Annotated in this window: 18 protein-coding genes and 1 pseudogene; 10 read left to right on the forward strand and 9 right to left on the reverse strand. The window is 46.5% G+C overall.

Translation table 11 applies throughout. The features are described from left to right. Positions 1–3 precede the first annotated feature (3 nt). The 4 genes from GC130_RS09375 (at position 4) to GC130_RS09390 (ending at position 2,197) form a co-directional block, all read left to right on the forward strand. A complete protein-coding gene (locus GC130_RS09375) occupies positions 4–411 on the forward strand; it encodes a YkvA family protein (RefSeq protein ID WP_151998024.1) in 408 nt (135 codons plus the stop codon). A 263-nt stretch (positions 412–674) separates the two neighbouring features. Next, on the forward strand, positions 675–1,346 hold the full coding sequence (locus tag GC130_RS09380) for an NAD(P)H-binding protein (protein WP_151998025.1): 672 nt from the start codon (positions 675–677) through the stop codon (positions 1,344–1,346). 61 nt (positions 1,347–1,407) lie between these two features. Beyond that, a complete protein-coding gene (gene dtd / locus GC130_RS09385) occupies positions 1,408–1,860 on the forward strand; it encodes a D-aminoacyl-tRNA deacylase (protein ID WP_151998026.1) in 453 nt (150 codons plus the stop codon). A gap of 10 nt (positions 1,861–1,870) precedes the next feature. Beyond that, positions 1,871–2,197: a nucleotide pyrophosphohydrolase gene (locus GC130_RS09390; protein WP_151998027.1), complete on the forward strand. Its 327-nt coding sequence runs from the start codon at positions 1,871–1,873 to the stop codon at positions 2,195–2,197. An 8-nt stretch (positions 2,198–2,205) separates the two neighbouring features. On the opposite strand, the gene GC130_RS09395 is transcribed toward GC130_RS09390, so the two are convergent. Next, on the reverse strand, positions 2,206–3,390 hold the full coding sequence (locus tag GC130_RS09395; protein ID WP_151998028.1) for a class I SAM-dependent rRNA methyltransferase: 1,185 nt from the start codon (positions 3,388–3,390) through the stop codon (positions 2,206–2,208). 208 nt (positions 3,391–3,598) lie between these two features. On the opposite strand from GC130_RS09395, the gene GC130_RS09400 reads away from it, so the two are divergent. The 3 genes from GC130_RS09400 (at position 3,599) to GC130_RS09410 (ending at position 7,517) form a co-directional block, all read left to right on the forward strand. Continuing rightward, positions 3,599–4,477: a hypothetical protein gene (locus tag GC130_RS09400; RefSeq protein WP_151998029.1), complete on the forward strand. Its 879-nt coding sequence runs from the start codon at positions 3,599–3,601 to the stop codon at positions 4,475–4,477. Between the two features lie 116 nt (positions 4,478–4,593). After that, positions 4,594–4,929 carry a PadR family transcriptional regulator gene (locus GC130_RS09405; RefSeq protein WP_151998030.1) on the forward strand — a complete coding sequence of 112 codons (336 nt, stop codon included), beginning with the start codon at positions 4,594–4,596 and terminating at the stop codon, positions 4,927–4,929. Continuing rightward, a complete protein-coding gene (locus GC130_RS09410) occupies positions 4,926–7,517 on the forward strand; it encodes an ABC transporter permease (RefSeq protein ID WP_151998031.1) in 2,592 nt (863 codons plus the stop codon). Before GC130_RS09405 ends, GC130_RS09410 begins: the two co-directional genes overlap by 4 nt. Before the next feature lie 45 nt (positions 7,518–7,562). On the opposite strand, the gene GC130_RS09415 is transcribed toward GC130_RS09410, so the two are convergent. Both GC130_RS09415 and gcvT read right to left on the reverse strand, forming a co-directional pair. Then, a complete protein-coding gene (locus GC130_RS09415) occupies positions 7,563–8,270 on the reverse strand; it encodes a 2-phosphosulfolactate phosphatase (protein ID WP_151998032.1) in 708 nt (235 codons plus the stop codon). A gap of 4 nt (positions 8,271–8,274) precedes the next feature. Next, a complete protein-coding gene (gene gcvT, locus GC130_RS09420) occupies positions 8,275–9,372 on the reverse strand; it encodes a glycine cleavage system aminomethyltransferase GcvT (RefSeq protein ID WP_151998033.1) in 1,098 nt (365 codons plus the stop codon). A 364-nt stretch (positions 9,373–9,736) separates the two neighbouring features. Here gcvT and GC130_RS09425 point away from each other — a divergent pair, with 364 nt between their 5' ends. Then, positions 9,737–10,804: a hypothetical protein gene (locus GC130_RS09425; RefSeq protein ID WP_151998034.1), complete on the forward strand. Its 1,068-nt coding sequence runs from the start codon at positions 9,737–9,739 to the stop codon at positions 10,802–10,804. 96 nt (positions 10,805–10,900) lie between these two features. Here GC130_RS09425 and GC130_RS09430 read toward each other — a convergent pair whose 3' ends face one another. After that, positions 10,901–12,082 (reverse strand): PLP-dependent aspartate aminotransferase family protein, encoded by a 1,182-nt coding sequence (locus GC130_RS09430; protein ID WP_151998035.1) that lies wholly within the window; start codon positions 12,080–12,082, stop codon positions 10,901–10,903. Positions 12,083–12,233: 151 nt separating this feature from the next. Between GC130_RS09430 and GC130_RS09435 the strand changes: the two genes are divergently transcribed. Next, positions 12,234–12,548: a rhodanese-like domain-containing protein gene (locus GC130_RS09435; RefSeq protein WP_151998036.1), complete on the forward strand. Its 315-nt coding sequence runs from the start codon at positions 12,234–12,236 to the stop codon at positions 12,546–12,548. 88 nt (positions 12,549–12,636) lie between these two features. Continuing rightward, complete coding sequence (locus tag GC130_RS09440; protein ID WP_151998037.1) at positions 12,637–13,254, forward strand: Uma2 family endonuclease; 618 nt, start codon at positions 12,637–12,639, stop codon at positions 13,252–13,254. Here GC130_RS09440 and GC130_RS09445 read toward each other — a convergent pair. From GC130_RS09445 to GC130_RS28860, 5 genes and pseudogenes are all read right to left on the reverse strand, one after another. After that, the gene (locus GC130_RS09445) at positions 13,251–13,718 is read right to left on the reverse strand and encodes a hypothetical protein (protein ID WP_151998038.1); all 468 of its coding nucleotides are present in this window, start codon (positions 13,716–13,718) and stop codon (positions 13,251–13,253) included. The genes GC130_RS09440 and GC130_RS09445 overlap by 4 nt on opposite strands. Next, positions 13,711–13,911: a hypothetical protein gene (locus GC130_RS09450; RefSeq protein ID WP_151998039.1), complete on the reverse strand. Its 201-nt coding sequence runs from the start codon at positions 13,909–13,911 to the stop codon at positions 13,711–13,713. Before GC130_RS09450 ends, GC130_RS09445 begins: the two co-directional genes overlap by 8 nt. Before the next feature lie 9 nt (positions 13,912–13,920). Then, positions 13,921–14,265: a TfoX/Sxy family protein gene (locus tag GC130_RS09455; RefSeq protein WP_151998040.1), complete on the reverse strand. Its 345-nt coding sequence runs from the start codon at positions 14,263–14,265 to the stop codon at positions 13,921–13,923. Positions 14,266–14,269: 4 nt separating this feature from the next. Then, the gene (locus tag GC130_RS09460; protein ID WP_151998041.1) at positions 14,270–16,666 is read right to left on the reverse strand and encodes a glycoside hydrolase N-terminal domain-containing protein; all 2,397 of its coding nucleotides are present in this window, start codon (positions 16,664–16,666) and stop codon (positions 14,270–14,272) included. A gap of 97 nt (positions 16,667–16,763) precedes the next feature. Beyond that, positions 16,764–17,002 (reverse strand): annotated as a pseudogene (locus tag GC130_RS28860) (ISAs1 family transposase); the annotation flags it as partial.

Below are 17,002 nucleotides of genomic sequence, written 5' to 3' on the forward strand. Positions count from 1 at the left end.
CATATGGAGGAGAACAAGGAAAAGAAAGCACTGTCGTCGTATGAAAGGAAAGCCGAGCGGGTACTTCGGGATGGTGATCGTGTGGATAAAATAATTGGGAGTGTGTCTTCTAAGCTTGGCGAGATTACCCAAAGCAATGAAAGGCTCAGTGGTTTTGTCGGACGGATCAAGGTCATTTCCAGAATGGTGAAGAACTATATTTCTGGTAATTACCGTGTGATGCCCTGGAAAAGTATCGTCCTCCTGGTTGCAGGTCTTATTTATTTCATCACTCCTATCGACCTTATTCCTGATTTTATCCCAGCGCTGGGCCTGATCGATGATATCTCAATGATTGCTTTTATTTACCGCAGCTTAAAGCAGGATATTGACGAGTACCTGTTATGGGAAAGGGATAATTTTTCGATTTGAAAAGGGCTGAGCAGTTGGCAAAACAGGAGGTGACTAAATTTTCCAAAGGATATTTTGTACTTAAGCAAGATGGAAATAACTTTATCTTAAACGACTTGCCGTTTAATGCCAGCAATTAATATTTCAATAAGCGGGTAAGTGTTTTTTCTCAACCAGCGCCAGCCAGAAAATAGGTCTGTGGAAAGAGTGGCCGCAGAGGCGGTATCCGTCAATGGTTTTAAGTAGCCTTTAGATAGAGTTGCCGACAATTAAACTTCAATGATATGGGTAAGACTGCACTTATAGCTGGCGCCACTGGTCTGGTTGGCAAATCGTTGCTGGATCAGCTGGTTGGCGATGATTATTACGATAAAATTGTAGTCCTCACACGAAGAGAGCTCCCATCTGCAAGCAGCAAAGTTCGGGCTGTTATTACAGATTTTGAGAATTTGGAGAGCCTTTCCGCTGATATGCAGGCCCATCATTTTTTTTGTTGCCTGGGCACTACTTTGAAAAGGGCTGGGTCGAAGGAAGCGTTTTTCAAAGTGGATTATACCTACTGTTTCAATCTGGCTCAGATGGCTGCTAAAACTGCCACATGTGAGCATTTCCACGTTGTTACTTCGCTGGGAGCCAATGCTGAGTCGGTCATTTATTACAACAAGGTGAAAGGAATGCTGGAGGATGCATTGAAAAAACTGAGCCTCCCTTCGCTGTATATTTACCAACCTTCGCTTCTTTTGGGTGAAAGGAATGAGCGTCGCCCTTTCGAAGAAATTGCCAAGTTTTTTTCCAACCTATTCTCCTTTTTTATGATAGGATCGAGTAGAAAGCTTTTTGCTATTGAGGCCAGCAGGGTGGCAAAAGGAATGGTGGTCACAGCCAAAAAGGGGCTACCAGGCCTTCACGTTTTCCCCTCCCGACAAATTGAAAAAATTACGACCACAAAGGATTAGCCTGAATTGATTATTGATTGTACTTTGAACCTGATAATGTTTCGAAGGAAAAATAAGAGCAATGATTGGAGTGGTTCAAAGAGTCTCGGAGGCATCTGTAACAATTAAGGGCGCCGTCGAAGGAAAAATTGGAACTGGTATTATGTTGCTTCTGGGTATTGAGGAGGCCGATACTCTGGAAGATATAGAGTGGTTGAGTAGAAAGATTGTCAACCTGCGGATCTTTAACGACGACGATGGTGTGATGAACCGAAGCCTTGCGGAGGTTGGGGGCGACATACTGCTTATCAGTCAGTTTACGCTGCATGCCAGCACAAAAAAGGGCAACAGACCTTCCTATATCAAAGCTGCCAGGCCGGATGTGGCCATACCTCTTTATGAGAAAATGATTGCCCAGCTGCAGGTTGACTTACAACGTGAAATTGAGACGGGTGAGTTTGGGGCCGATATGAAAGTGGCGCTTGTAAACGATGGCCCTGTTACGATCATTATTGATACTAAGAACAAAGCTTAAACCCTTCCAGATGACGATAGAACAAGCACAGGAGCAGGTAGACCAGTGGATAAAGACCGTGGGTGTCCGCTACTTCAACGAGCTGACCAACATGACGATTCTGACCGAAGAAGTGGGGGAGTTGGCCCGCATTATGGCAAGGACTTACGGCGAACAGTCGTTCAAGGAATCAGACAAAGGAAGAGACCTGGGCGATGAAATGGCCGATGTGCTGTGGGTGCTGATTTGCCTGGCCAACCAGACAGGAGTTAACCTAACGGAGGCATTCCAAAAGAACCTGGAGAAAAAGACCAGCAGAGACAAGACCCGCCACAAGGGCAATGAAAAGCTGAAGTAGGGTCAAAGTTAGCTTATCTGCAACACCAATCCCTTCAAATACTCCCCCTCAGGGTGGTAAATGCTTACAGGGTGATCGGCTGGCTGGTGCACTTGGTACAGGATGCGAACCTCACGTCCTGTGGCAGCAGCTGCTGAAAACACAGCCGTGCGAAAATCTTGCGGTGACACCACCTGAGAGCATGAAAACGTAAACAGTATTCCTCCCGGCTTTATTTTTTTGATGGCCTTTTCATTGATCGTGCGATAGCCCTTGAGACCGTTTTCAAGCACCCTTACATGCTTGGCAAAGGCAGGCGGGTCGAGCACAATCACATCAAAATCGTCGGGCATTTTAGCCAGATAGTCGAAAGCGTCGGCACACAGGGACGTATGCTTTTCCGTTTTTCCGAAATTCAAATCAATGATTTGCTCAGTCAGGTCAATGGCTTTTTGCGAACTGTCGACGCTGACCACTTCTGAGGCACCAGCCTTTAAAGCGGATACCGAAAAGCCACCTGTGTAGCAGAAGGTGTTAAGCACTTTCTTGCCCTTGCTAAACTCCTCCAGCAGTCGCCTGCTTTCCCGCTGGTCGATAAAAAAGCCTGTTTTCTGGCCTTCTACCACATTGATGGTGAACTTACTTCCGTATTCGTTCACCTCCACGGTGTCGCCTTCCCCAAAGATAAATCCGTCTTCAGCTTGAATAGGCGCTTTAAAAGGAATGGTGCCAGCACTTTTGTTGTAGCAGGCGGTTATGGGGAGGTCAAGCTCTTTGAGGATAGAAGCAAAAGTGTCTTTCAGCAGATACATGCCAACAGAGTGCGCTTGAAAAACCACCGTTCCGTTGTAGTAGTCCATGATCAGGCCGGGTAAGCCGTCGCCTTCCCCATGTATCAGGCGGAAAACATTGAGGTTATCTTTTTTTGTTAAACCAACTGCCCTGCGAGCTTCAACTGCTTTTTCAATTTTGGCTTTCCAGAAGGCTTGATCGATTGTGACATCGGAGAAAGCCACCATGCGCACGGTGATGGAGCCAATTTGGTAGTGGCCAATTCCCAGAAACTTCTTTCTGCTGTCCAGCACCTCTACCAGGTCGCCTTCATTTAACTCCTTTGGAGTATGTTGGATAGCCCCTGAAAATACCCATGGGTGGAAACGCTGGATGGAGCGTTCTTTTCCTGCTTTAAGAATAATAGAGGGATGAGAGGACATGGTTCTTTATTAACCCGCAAACTTATGAAATCGGTTGGAAAGTTAGTGATTATAAGTGACCGATATGTGAGGTCAACCTGCGATGGATGATGATTTTGTCAATGCTGCAGATATTAAGCGGTAGAAAATTCGGACATCCTCAGAAATATTGCTTATATTTTATGAGGATCATATAAGGATGAAGAAACCAACCCAAAATAGTCAAGCCATGAAAAATGTTTCGATCTTTTTTATTGTCAGTATATATGTGCTTATCAGCGGCTGCTCAAACGATTCTGGTAAGGAATCAACGGAAGCCCCCAAAAGCCTTGTGGGAACGTGGGAGTTGGTGTCTTACATGAGCGACTCCAGTGGTGGAAAGGCATGGATAGATCACCCCTCCAATATTCTATACCAAAAACACCTGACCCCAACCCATTTTACCTGGATAAGCTATCAGAAAGATAATGATCAACTTGTGGGGATGGGAGGCGGAACTTACACCTACGATGGTGAGAATTATGTTGAAAACATTGAATTTTTTCTACCAGCCACCAGTAGCATCCTCGGGCAAAAAATCAATTTCACTGCTGACTTTGTTGACGGTGAATGGCATCATAGAGGTTTCGTGAAAGATTTTGAGTTTGATGTCGAAAGTGCTGAAACAGTTGTCGTGGATTCGTCTCGCATTGAGGAAATGTGGAGGAAGGTGCCCGCAGTTGCAGAAAACGATTCTTCTCTGGTCGGAACCTGGGAGCTGGTTTCCTATCATGAAAGGGAAGGCGGTCCTGAAATGAGCTACCCTGGCTTTGTGAAGTATATGAAGCTTGTGACTCCTTCACATTTTGTTTGGATTCAATACAATGATGACGGAGACTATATTTCGGGAACAGGCACAGGATCCATTATCTATGACGGGAAGACGTACACCGAGAATGTGGCAATGATTCACCCGTCGGGTCATACCCTAACGGGGGCTACCATTACATTTGGTGGTGTTGTTAACGCCAACAGGTGGACACTTTTTGCGGAAAAGACAGTGAAGCAAGGACAAGAAATTGACTCTGTATACATAGATGAAACGTGGGCGAGATATAAAAAACCATAAGTGATTGATGAATAGGGCCAGGAGCCGGGATAACCTCCCGGCTCTTTTTATTTTATTTCTTCTACAAAAAGACAACATAATGCATTACTTTTATGTTTGTATAACTAATAGTGACTATGAAAGGCTCGTATTTGGGTGAATTGGAAGAACTTATACTGCTGACAGTTGGGGCATTGTTTGATGAGGCCTATGGCGTGGCTGTAATGGATGAAATAGAAAAGCAGACTGGAAGAAGCATGAATGTAAGTGCGGCCCATGCTGTGTTGCGGAGGCTGGAAGAGAAGGGCTATGTAACGTCACGGATGGGAGGAGCGACCAACGAAAGAGGCGGGCGACGCAAGCGGTACTTCACTTTGACGGCTGTTGGCAAAAAAGCGCTGGATGAGTCTTTCGCTTTCAGGAACGAGCTGTATAAAAGGATACCAAAAATTGCCTTCAACTTTTCATTATGAAGCAGTTATCGCCGCCTAAATGGGCTGATAAATTCCTTAGGTGGTATTGCAATCCCGATCTTCTGGAGGAGATCGAAGGGGATATCTATGAGATTTTTGAGAGGGAGGCTGCTGTAGACACCCAAAAAGCCCGGCGGCGGTTTATTTGGAATGTACTTCGGTTTTTCAGGTGGGCGAACATTAAAAGAACAAACTCAAATTATAAGGCTAATCAAATGGGACTCATTAAAAATTACTTTACGGTAGGTTTCAGAAACCTATCCAAAAACTGGGGCATATCGCTCATCAATATCCTCGGCTTGTCTGTAGCGATAGGCATGGGCATCGCCATTTTCATATTTGTTGATATGCAGACGCATATGGACGATTTCCACTCCAACAGGAAGAATATTTACCAATTGATCAATCATGTGAAAACCGAGAACAGCACTGCAATGTGGGCGGATGCTCCCTTGCTGATAGGGCCGGATTTGGTGGACAAGCACGCTGGAGTTGACAACGTGGTGCGGGTCGAATTCCAGTACGGCAATATGCGGTTTGGCGACAACGTTTTTAGTGAGTTGGTATCGTTTGTTGACCCGGCTCTGCTGAAAGTGTTTGATTTTCCGATCAAGTATGGAGATGTAAATGCGCTGGAGAATAAAAGCTATGTGGTGATTGGTAAAAATATCGCCGAGAAATATTTCGGACAGGAAAACCCAATGGGCAGGGATGTTTCCATCAAGTATTCCAACGGTTTGATTCAGAACTATACGGTGGGGGCGGTAATGGACAAGACGCCGGATAAAGCGAGCTTTTCCTTCGAAATCATGGTGCCTATCGACAACTTCTTTGATTTAAAGCTCGAAGATCACTACGACTGGTCATATGCTACTGATGCTATTTTTATTGAAATGAAAGATGGTCATCAGCCGCAGGAGTTAGAGGAGACTTTTAATGGATTTGTGGCTCTTCAGAATCAGACAAGTAGCAAATGGCCTATCGAACAATTTGAAATGGTGCCATTGAGTCAACTAGCGCTGAGGTCATTTGAAATAGATGGTTCGATAAGCGGAGCCGGGCACCCAGCCGGGCGTATTGGGCTTTCTGTGGTAGCATCTATGTTGGTTTTGCTGGCTTGTTTTAATTATATGAACATTTCCGTCACAGCTGCCACAAGACGTTTGAAGGAAATAGCCATGAGGAAGGTGATTGGAGGAAACCGGCGACAGATTATTTACCAATTCATTTTGGAAAACATCATTCTGTGCACTTTGGCTTTGGCTTTGGGTACCGTAATGAGCTATTATTTCTTTTTGCCTGGGCTAAACACAATGATCCCGATTACTATTCCTTTTGAATTTTCAAGTTTTCCCATGCTGATTGCTTTCTTCGGTGGACTGCTGCTATTTATTGGGCTGGTGTCCGGTGCCTATCCGGCCTTCTATGTGTCGAAGTTTCAACCAACAAGTATTTTCAGAGGAAATGAGAAGCTCGGTTCGAAGAACGTCTTTAGCAAAATATTGCTGGGCTTTCAGTTTTTCTTTGCCATAAGCACCATCATCGCTTGCTTTGTTTTTACCGACAATGCCATTTATCAGGCAGAAAAAGACTGGGGATACAACCCCAAAGGAATCATTTCAATGCCACTGGTGGAGGCGTCGGACTTTCGGGCCTTGAGGGATGCAGCTAACAAGAATACCTCTGTTTTGAGCTATGCCGGGAGTAACTACCATGTAGCCAGGGCCAACAAACTCACCAAAGCCGAAGTGCTTGATAAGGAGGTCAAAACCTATGCTTTTCATGTGGGCGAAAACTATATGGAAACGATGGGCTTCCGCCTGAAGGAAGGGCGGTTCTTTGGAGACAGCAAAGCAGCTGACCAATCAGGAAGTATTATTGTAACAGAAATGTTTGTTGAAAAGGCCGGTTGGGGCGATGCCATAGGCCAACAGGTGACTTACGATAGCACACGGTACACAGTAGTGGGGGTAGTTGAAAACTTTATGTGCAATGCTTTTTATGATGAAATGCTACCATCTGTTTTCACTGCTGCTCCCGAGGAGGATTTTAATTATTTCGTAGTGAAAACCGCTGCGGGTAATGAAAAAGGCCTGGACGAATATTTTGCATCAGCATGGACAGGAATTGCCCCTAACGACCCTTACAACAGCAAGTATCAGGTGGATGTTTTTGATTACTTCTTCAAAGAGAATCAGGGAAATATTGTAATCATAAGCTTCATCTCTGGCTTAGCTATTGTGCTGGCTTGTCTGGGCTTGTTTGGTTTGCTCGGCTTTAGCATTCAAAGTCGGAAAAAGGAATTTGGGATAAGGAAGGTGCTGGGGGCTGATGCAACGCAAATCATCAGAATTGCCAGTAAACAATACTTTTGGACGATTCTTATTGCCTTTCTTTTGGGTGCACCGGCAGGTGCTTTTCTTATCACTCAAATGATCAACGCTATTTATCCAGACCCTAAGCAAACCACAGCACTACCATTCATTCTGGCGATGGGCATTGTGCTGGTGACAACAGCCGTGACGGTGGCAAGTCAGGTGACCAAAGCTACCAGCGTCAACCCAGTGCAGACGTTGCGGAGTGAGTAGCGTCGAATAGATGCTGTGCCGGTGGGGTTGCCCGCCGGCGCCATTTTAGCCCGCTAAAACGAGATGTCCTTCTTTCAGGACTGGAACGATATCAAACTGATCTTCCTGCACGCAAAATTCGATGTCCTTAAATACCTCCAGCTTGTTCAGCCGACGGGCATGCGACGATGCCTTCACAAATGTGAAGAGGTCATTTTTTTCGACCTGGTAGAGCTTTACCATCATTCGGGGGACATCGCACTCAGGTTGGTGCGAAGTGGCCAGCCTTTCAACCAGAGCACCAGCAAACAGGCTGTCCTCCAGATTCACTTTACCTTTCCAGGCCGCACAAACCACAACCACATCTTTGTCTTGCTGCTGGATGTATTTTGCAACGGCGCTCAGGTTGAGGAAGGCACCGATAACGATTTGATCTGCTGTCTTTGATTTTTCGATGGCAAGAGTACCATTGGTGGTGGTAACGGCCACTTTCTGCCCCTTCAGGTGAGGCTCCATGTATTCGAAAGGGGAGTTGCCCATGTCGAAGCCTTCCACCTTGCTGCCGTTGCGTTCACCTGCCGTATAGTAGCCTTCCTGCTTAAGCCCTTTGCAGATGTCCACATCGGCCAATGGTTTGATGGCGGCTACTCCGGTAGCCAAGCCTGACACCATGCAGGAGGTGGCCCTGAGTATGTCCACCACCACCACAATTTTGCCTTTTAACTCGTATTGATGGATTAGTTCCGGAGAAAGGCAGACGTCAATATTCCTCATCTGTTTACTTTTTTAAAAAAGGCACTTTTACCACTTTGGCCTTTAGGAACTTGCCCCTTACTCCCACAAATATTTCCGTGTCGGGCTGGCTGTATGCTTTGTTCACGTAGCCCATGCCTATGCCTATGCCAAGGGTGGGCGATTGTGAGCCGGATGTTACTTCGCCAATTTTTTCCTCAGAGGCATTGAACAGCTCGTAGTGCGCTCGTGGAATGCCTCTGTCAACCAACTCAAAGCCAACCAGCTTTTTGCTGATACCAGCTTCTTTTTCGGCCCTGATGGCAGCGGAGTTAGTGAATTCTTTGGTAAACTTGGTGATCCAGCCGAGGCCAGCTTCGATGGGAGAGGTGGTGTCGTCAATGTCGTTGCCATACAAGCAGAAGCCCATTTCCAGACGCAGGGTGTCTCTGGCACCAAGCCCAATAGGTTTGATGCCAGCGTCTTTTCCAGCTTCAAATACTTTATCCCAGAGCTTTTTAGCGTCCTCATTTTTTACATACAGCTCAAAGCCGCCTGCGCCTGTATAGCCTGTAGCGGAAATGATAACGTCTTTGATGCCGCCCATTTCTCCTACAGTGAAGTGGTAGTAGCCAATAGCTGAAAGATCGACGCTGGTGAGCTTTTGAAGGACTTCTACTGCCTTCGGGCCTTGCACCGCAAAAAGGGAAGTGGCGTCGGAGATATTGGTCATTTTTGCTCCGAAGGAATTGTGACTGCTGATCCAGTTCCAGTCTTTGTCGATATTGGAGGCGTTGACCACTAGCAGGTATTTCTCGTCAGCCATTTTATATACCAGCAGGTCGTCGACAATGCCGCCCTTGTCGTTGGGCAGGCAGGAGTACTGCGCCTGTCCGTCTACTAGTTTCGAAGCATCGTTGGATGTCACGCTTTGGATGAGGGGCAGGGCGCCCGGGCCCTCTACCATAAACTCTCCCATGTGCGACACATCGAAGACACCTACGGCATTTCTAACGGTATGGTGTTCGTCCAGGTCAGAGGAGTAGCGAACAGGCATATTGTAGCCTGCGAAAGGCACCATTTTGCCACCCAGGGCCACGTGAATATCGTTGAGGGCAACTTTTTTTAATTCTGCAGAATCCATTCTTTTTGCTGTTTATTCGGAAGCTGCAAAAGTAGTAATATTTGACAAGGGACAGCATATGATCAGCAGCAGAATATCATTTAAGGATGACAGAATATGCAAGCGAACGTCATTGTCTTGATGTGGGCATGGTGCGTTTCGATTGGTTTAAGGTTTTAATAATTGGCCGACTTTTTGCATAACCCACAATAGCGGGTAGCATGCTATCGCTATTTTTTGATCTCGTGTTATTGCCCGGCAACCTGAAGCGGGTATTTTCTTAGAGGCGGTGGCTATAGCTGATAGTGCCTGGCCTACCTGGAATTCAGGTTTTGAACTTAAGATTTTTTATAAGACCAATATCATTTTTTAAACGATTCGTACTATGAAAGCAAAACTGATTTTTTCATTTGTGGCTGCTCTGGTTATTTCATTTGCAGCTTATGCACAGGAGCCAGCTGCCGGTAGCGTGGCAGAAAAGGTGGTTGTTACTACTCACGACGGTATTGTAAGAGTAGGTGTGGTTGTGAGCGATGATGGGAGAGAAATACTTCTTGAAACGGAGAACCTTGGAAAAATTTATATATCCAAGAGCGATGTCAAAACGATCAGACCCTTTGCCGAGTCGGATCGTATTGACGTAACCGGAGAGTACCAGGGCAATGACCCGTTCAGTACAAGGTACTATTTCACTACCAATGCGCTACCAATACGGAAGGGGGAGGACTATGGCATGCTGAACCTGTATGGGCCTGAAGTTCATTTTTCTCTGGCCGACAATTTTTCGGCGGGTATCATGTCTACCTGGATAGCCAGTCCGTTCGTTGGAGTATTCAAACTCTCGATCCCAACTCGAAATGATAAAGTTAGTTTTGGCATCGGTACGCTTCTGGGATCCTCCGGTTATCTCAATAGCTTCAAAGGTGCTGGAGGACTTCACTGGGGGATGGTAACGCTAGGGGATCGACGGAGTAATATTACATTCTCTGCCGGTTACTTGTACGTTGGGACGGGAACAGAAAGCTACTATTCAGAGCCGGGCGTTTATCCCGTTACGCCAGACGAATTTGGAGGATACTACTATCCAAATATCCCTTACCGATCAGAGAAAAACGGGATGGCAAAGGCGCCATCATTCTCGATTGCCGGTGTAACGCCGGTAGGTAGTAAGTCAAGTTTTATTTTTGACTCAATGTTTTTTGTGGCCAGCCAATACCGCAGGAGCAGTATGTGGCACGATAACTACGACAGCAATGGAATGCTTACTTCGGTAAGAATCTCGGATGAGTCCGGTTATGAAAAATTCTCTGCGCTGGTTTTGATGCCAGGCGTAAGATTTCAGCATCGGGAGGGGCGGGCTTTCCAAATTGCATTGGCTGGCGTAACGGTATTTCAAGATGGAGATGTGTACTCCTTTCCGCTGCCCAATTGCTCGTGGTTCTTTAAAATATAAATTCACTTACGGCAAAGTTGTCATCAGCCTCAGCTCAGTTATCTTGTATCAACTGATAGCTGGGGTTGATGCTTTTTTGCCACCAGTATTTGATTGCTATTTCGATGCCTCAATTGCCTGCTCTAAGTCGGCAATTATGTCATCAAGGTGCTCCAGGCCTACTGACACCCTGATGAGTCCATCGGTGATGCCTACCACTTTTTTCTCTTCTGCGTTGAGCTTCGAGTGTGTAGTAGAGGCAGGATGAGTCGCTATGGTGCGTGTGTCGCCCAAATTGGCTGAGAACGAGATCATTTGCAGTGCATTGAGGAATTTCTTGCCTCTTTCTACTCCACCACCCAACTCAAAGGTGACGAGGCCGCCGCCAAGGGTCATTTGTTTTTTTGCCAACGCCTGTTGAGGGTGAGAAGGAAGGAAAGGATATTTCACCCAAACCACCTCGGGGTGGCTTTCCAGGTGAGTGGCTAGCTTGAGCGCATTGTCACAATGTTTTTCCATCCGCACTGCCAGTGTTTCCAGGCTCTTGGAAAGAATCCAACCATTAAATGGAGACATGGCCGGGCCTGTGTGTCGGGCGAAGAACCTTACTTTTTCGATATGCTCTTTGCTGCCGAGCACAGCACCACCAATTGCTCTTCCCTGGCCATCGATAAACTTAGTGGCTGAGTGGGTAACGATGTGCACCCCGTATTTGGCTGGGTTTTGCAGGTAAGGGGTAGCAAAGCAGTTGTCGATATTGACGATCAGGTTGTGCTTTTTACCGAACTCCCCTAACCACTCCAGGTCTATCAAGTCGAGCGCTGGGTTTGAGGGAGTTTCTGCAAATACCATTTTTGTATTGGGTGTTACAGCTTTTTCCCATACTTCAGCGGGGTCGCTCAGGTCTACGTAAGTATGTGTGATACCCCAGCGAGGGAAAAGCTGTGTCAGAATCTGGTGGGTGGAGCCGAAGACAGAACGGGAAGCGATGATATGGTCGCCGCTATTCAGAAAAGCCGCCATGCTGGTGAACATGGCTGCCATACCCGAGGCCATGGCCATACCGTCCTCTGTTCCTTCTAACAGACATAGCTTCTCGATAAATTCGTCATTATTGGGGTTGGAAAACCGGCTGTATATGTTGCCTTGCTCCTCATTGGCAAATAACGCACGGGCTTGCTCAGCATTATCGAATACGAAACTAGACGTGGCGTAGATGGGCACACTGTGTTCTCGTTGTGAAGAACGTTCTGCCTGTGTACGGATGGCATTGGTTTCGAAATGTTTTTTGCTGCTCATATGCTGTAACTACAAAATTGAAGGCGACAAAGTGAAGGCTTATTTGGAACTTTTCAAAAAAATTAGTGGCTTTAAATACTGATTAAGCATTTAATTGTTGTTTTTTGAAGGACTTAATTTGATCTTCGAAGATTAAAGAACGGGAATAGCCATGAAGGAAATAAGTGTAAACGAACTGAAAAAACTGATGGATTCAGGGGCTGACTTTCAGCTGATTGACGTAAGAGAGCCCAATGAAGTGGCTCAGGCCAATATTGGCGGGCTGCACATACCTATGGGCAACATGGCCGACAATATCGATAAAGTGGAGAAAGGCAAGCAGGTGGTGGTGTACTGTAGAAGCGGAAGAAGAAGCGGTACGGTTGTGGAGTTTCTCGAAAGAAAGGGGCTTGATAATGCCTATAACCTGGCTGGAGGGATTCTTGCCTGGAAGGCTGAATTTGACCCGAACATGAATGTGAACTAACATCTATTCGGGTAGATAAATACAAGCCCTGACCATTCCAAATGGTCGGGGTTTTTTGTTTAAAGAGGCGTTAAATCTTTATATTTACATGATGCCTGTAAAATATAAAATTCCAGAGGAAAACGTAGACGATATTACCCTCCTTGATTCAGGAGCAGCCTATTCCTATGCCGACTATTTGCGGTGGACTTTTGAGGATAGAGTGGAGCTGATCAAAGGCAAGATTTTTCATATGTCGCCAGCGCCTAATCGCAGCCATCAAAAGGTAAGTGCCTCACTTGGAAATAAGATGTACAATTTCTTAGAGGGGCATTCATGTGAAGTATACTTTGCTCCCTTTGATGTCAGACTTCCATCGAAGAAAGGCAGCGAAGACAAAGAGATTTTCAACGTAGTTCAACCCGACATAGTGGTCGTTTGCGACCAAAGCAAGCTGGACGACAAGGGATGCATAGGTGCCCCCGATCTGGTCGTGGAAATACTTTCTCCTTTTACAGCAGCGAAGGATCTGAAAAACAAATACAGCCTGTACGAAGAAAGTGGTGTTAGGGAGTATTGGATAGTGTATCCGGGAGAGGAGATTATCGAGATTTTTGCGCTGGGCGACAACGGAAAATTTGAACTGCGAAATCGGTTTATTGGCGAGGACGAAATTCAGTCTGTTGTGCTTGTTGGTTTTAGTTTGAAAGCGAGAGATATATTCTAATCCTTTCTTATTTTCCTTAACTCTTCGAGGTCAAGCAAGTCCTTATTTCTACCAGTACTTTCCTTGTTCTTTAATAACTGCCGAAACCCGATGTAGAAAACGGGTACCCCCTGAATAATTGCTTTTTCGCACTGCTCCCGGTCTGCATCGAAAGCTAACGGATCAATTCCTGGAATTTGCGTCATCAGGTCGACATACATCCCGTCGTCCATCATGATCTCACAGTAGCCAGCTATCATCGGAACGGAGAGTAGTGATTCAAATCGCCCATACCCGAGAGACTCAATAGCGTTGATAAGGTTCTGGCGATTTTCCAACGAATCTTTGAGATACAAGTTGATGTCTCCGGTGACCCTGCTGTGACCGTAATAGTTAACAGCAAACCCACCAATCACCATATAAAGCACCTGATGATTGTTAAGTGAATCAATTACCTTAAGGAATTCCGGAAGCTCGTTAGTCATTTTTGACCTGCTTTGTAATCAAAAGCCCTTTTCCCTGCGGTGTCTTCAGTGGTCCTTTTTTCATCATTGCTGCATAGCTGTTGAGCTTTAGTAAAAATGCAAGTTTCTCCTCAGCTGACAGGCTTAGGAACCTGTTCATCCGTTCTGCCTCCTGCTCTTTGATGCTTTTTTTACTCAGGATAACTTTTGACATAGCCACAATTTACGATTTCTTTTTACTCGCTTTGGCCTTGGGGTTAAATTCCACTGCCAGCCCGACCCAATAGTTCAGATCATCATCCAAATCTATTCCTTCAGGCGACACAAATACATAGCCTTTCATTGGTCGGCCAGTGAAGTCCATCTCCTTGGCTCCTTTTCGTTGTAGTGCTTTCTCGTAGATAGCAGGGTCAATGCGGGCCATCAATTGATTTTTTACAATGCCCACGGTCATTTTTCCGTCCACCAGGTAGCAAAGCCCTCCCATCATCTTCTTGGCCTCGAACGACACTTTGTTCGATTTCAGGCTTTGGCCAATTCGCTCAGCAAGGTGCTCATCGTACGCCATATTGTTAGAATTTTATCGATTGCTTGCTTCCTTTCTTCGCCGCTATAGTCTGCATTTTATCTCCGAATCTGATGGTGTATTCTCCCTCAAAGTCGGGCGTGATGACTGCCGATACCAGCTTGCCGTCTTTCCACTCTATATCGACGGTTACGGCACCACGTGCACGCAACCCGGTGATTTTTCCGGATTTCCACTCAGAAGGCAACGCTGGTAGTAAATGGATGACACCTTCATGGCTTTGCAGTAGCATTTCCGCAATGCCGGCTGTGCCTCCGAAGTTTCCGTCAATCTGAAACGGTGGGTGGGCGTCCATCAGGTTAGGGTAGGTGCCGCCGCCCTGGTATTGCACCCCTTCCTCTGTGCCGATATAGTTGAAAAGCTTTTTGATGGCATCCAGCGCCATGTCGCCATCCAGCAACCGGGCCCACAAAGAGATTTTCCAGGAAATTGACCAGCCGGTGCCGTTGTTGGTGCGGAGTTCAAGTGAGCGACGGGCTGCTTCCATTAAATCTGGTGTGGTCGAGGGTGTGATGGAGTGGCCCGGGTAGATGCTGAACAAATGGGAAATATGCCTGTGGTGAGGGTCATTGTCCTCCCAGTCATGATACCACTCTTGCAGGTTGCCTTTCTTTCCAACTTGATAGGGATACAACTTGCCCAACGTACTCTCCAGCTCCTTCCTCAAATCTTCATCCCTGTTGAGCACTTTTGTGGCTTCGATCAGGTCAATGAACAATTCTCTAATCATGGCATGGTCAGCCGTTCCGCCATAGAATGTAGCGCCTACATATCCATTGTCGGTGATGTAGTCATTTTCAGGAGAAGTAGAAGGTGCTGTAACCAGGTATCCTTCGGGCCCTTCCACCAGATAATCGAGGCAGAACTGTGCGGCACCTTTCATCAGCTCATAAGCGTGGTTTTCAAGGAAGACGGTGTCTCTTGTAAAAGCGAAGTGCTCCCAAAGGTGGGTGCTGATCCAGGGGCCGCCCATGCTCCAGTTGGCCCAGCCGGGATAGCCATTGCCGAAATCTCCTACTGGGTTACTCATTGCCCAGATGTCAGAATTGTGGTGAAGCGCCCACCCATCTGCATCGTAGAAGTTTTTGGCTGTTGCTTCTCCAGTTTGGGCGATCTTTCCAATGAATTTTAGCAGAGGCTCGTGCAATTCCGAAAGGTTAGCCACTTCTACAGGCCAGTAGTTCATTTCCACATTGATGTTGGTGGTGTAGTTGCTGCTCCAGGGCGGGCGCACATGCTCGTTCCAGATACCCTGTAGGTTGGCGGGAATGCCTCCGGGTCTCGAGCTGCTGATGAGCAGGTAACGGCCGTATTGAAAATAAAGGGCGGCCAGGTCTGGATCCGCTTCACCTGCTGTGAATCGTTTGAGGCGTTCCGGTGTTGGTAGCGTGTCGGCAGGTGTATGCCCAAGGTCGATGGACACCCTATCGAATAGTTTACCAAAGTCTTCTTTGTGCCTTCTCAATAAAATGTCGTAATCGGAGCCTTCAGCTTTAGTGAGATACTGAGTGGCGGCGGCAATCTCGTCTTTTCCCTCTGTGCCCGGCTGCTTGTCGAAGCCATTGAAGCTGGTACCAGCGGAAAGTGCTATGATGGCATACGATGCTCCCGACACTTTCACTCTATCGTCGGTGGCGGCGGAGGTTCCGTCGGTCGACAGCACTTTGGCAATGGTGCAGAAGCGCATGCTCTTCAAGCTATCAAACCTCACCGCATCGGGCATATCACCCCGATAACTTGGCTCCGACTTGATAGGAGAGAAGCCTGTCATGGCCACCTGTGCTCCCTCCGCTATAGTGGAAAACGGAAGTTTACTATTGAGGCCCAATTCAAAATTTAGCTTATCATTTCCTTCAGCAGAAAGCCGCACCAGTATTACCTGATCCGGAAACGACACGAAACTTTCCCTATGAAAGGCTGTGCCATTTATTTCATAGTCAACAGTAGCGATGCCCCGGCTTAAATCAAGCGACCTGCTATACTTAGTTGGGTCGCCAGCATGGTCGAAATCAAAGGTAAGAAAGCCCATAGGCTCATAAGCCTGTGAGAAGGAACCCTGCATATTGCGGACGAGGCTATCAGCCAGCTGGTAGTTTTCGTTGAAAAGGGCTGCTCTAACAGCTGGGAGATGTTTGTATGCCTCCTGGTTCATGTTGGCATCGACAGGCCCGCCTGACCAAAGCGTTTCTTCATTCAACGAGAACTTTTCTTTGGCAACATCACCATACATCATAGCACCAAGGCGACCGTTGCCAATGGGCATGGCCTCTTCGAATACTTTGGCAGGAGTATTGAAACGCAGCTTTATTTCTCCGGGCTCGTCAGGCTCGGAGCAAGCAAAAAGGAGGAAAGGTAGTATGCAGAGCAGGTAGGGCTTAGTCATTATTCAAAGGTTTCTTTCAACCTTTAAATTAGAATAATCTTACAAGATATTCCCTATAAGGATCACTTCACTTGTCTGCAACTCAGGGCAATCGCATTTAAACCTTGAGTAATTCTTCTCTGAAAGCAGGGTTGAATGCAGCTCTGTTTCTTTTCTGGGTTCTAGGTAATTTGATTTGACAATCTTCGAGTAAGGATAGCGCTACTTTGGTGATGACATTGAAGTTTGCTGCTGAGTTTCCTTTCCTTTTTCTGGAAGCGTCTTCATTGAAGACGACGTCTAGTACCCAATGAAGTTTATTTTCAATGGCCCAATGGTCTCTGATAGCTGTGTTAA

Origin of the sequence: Imperialibacter sp. EC-SDR9 (assembly GCF_902498805.1) — a bacterium.
Taxonomy (GTDB): Bacteria; Bacteroidota; Bacteroidia; order Cytophagales; family Cyclobacteriaceae; genus Imperialibacter.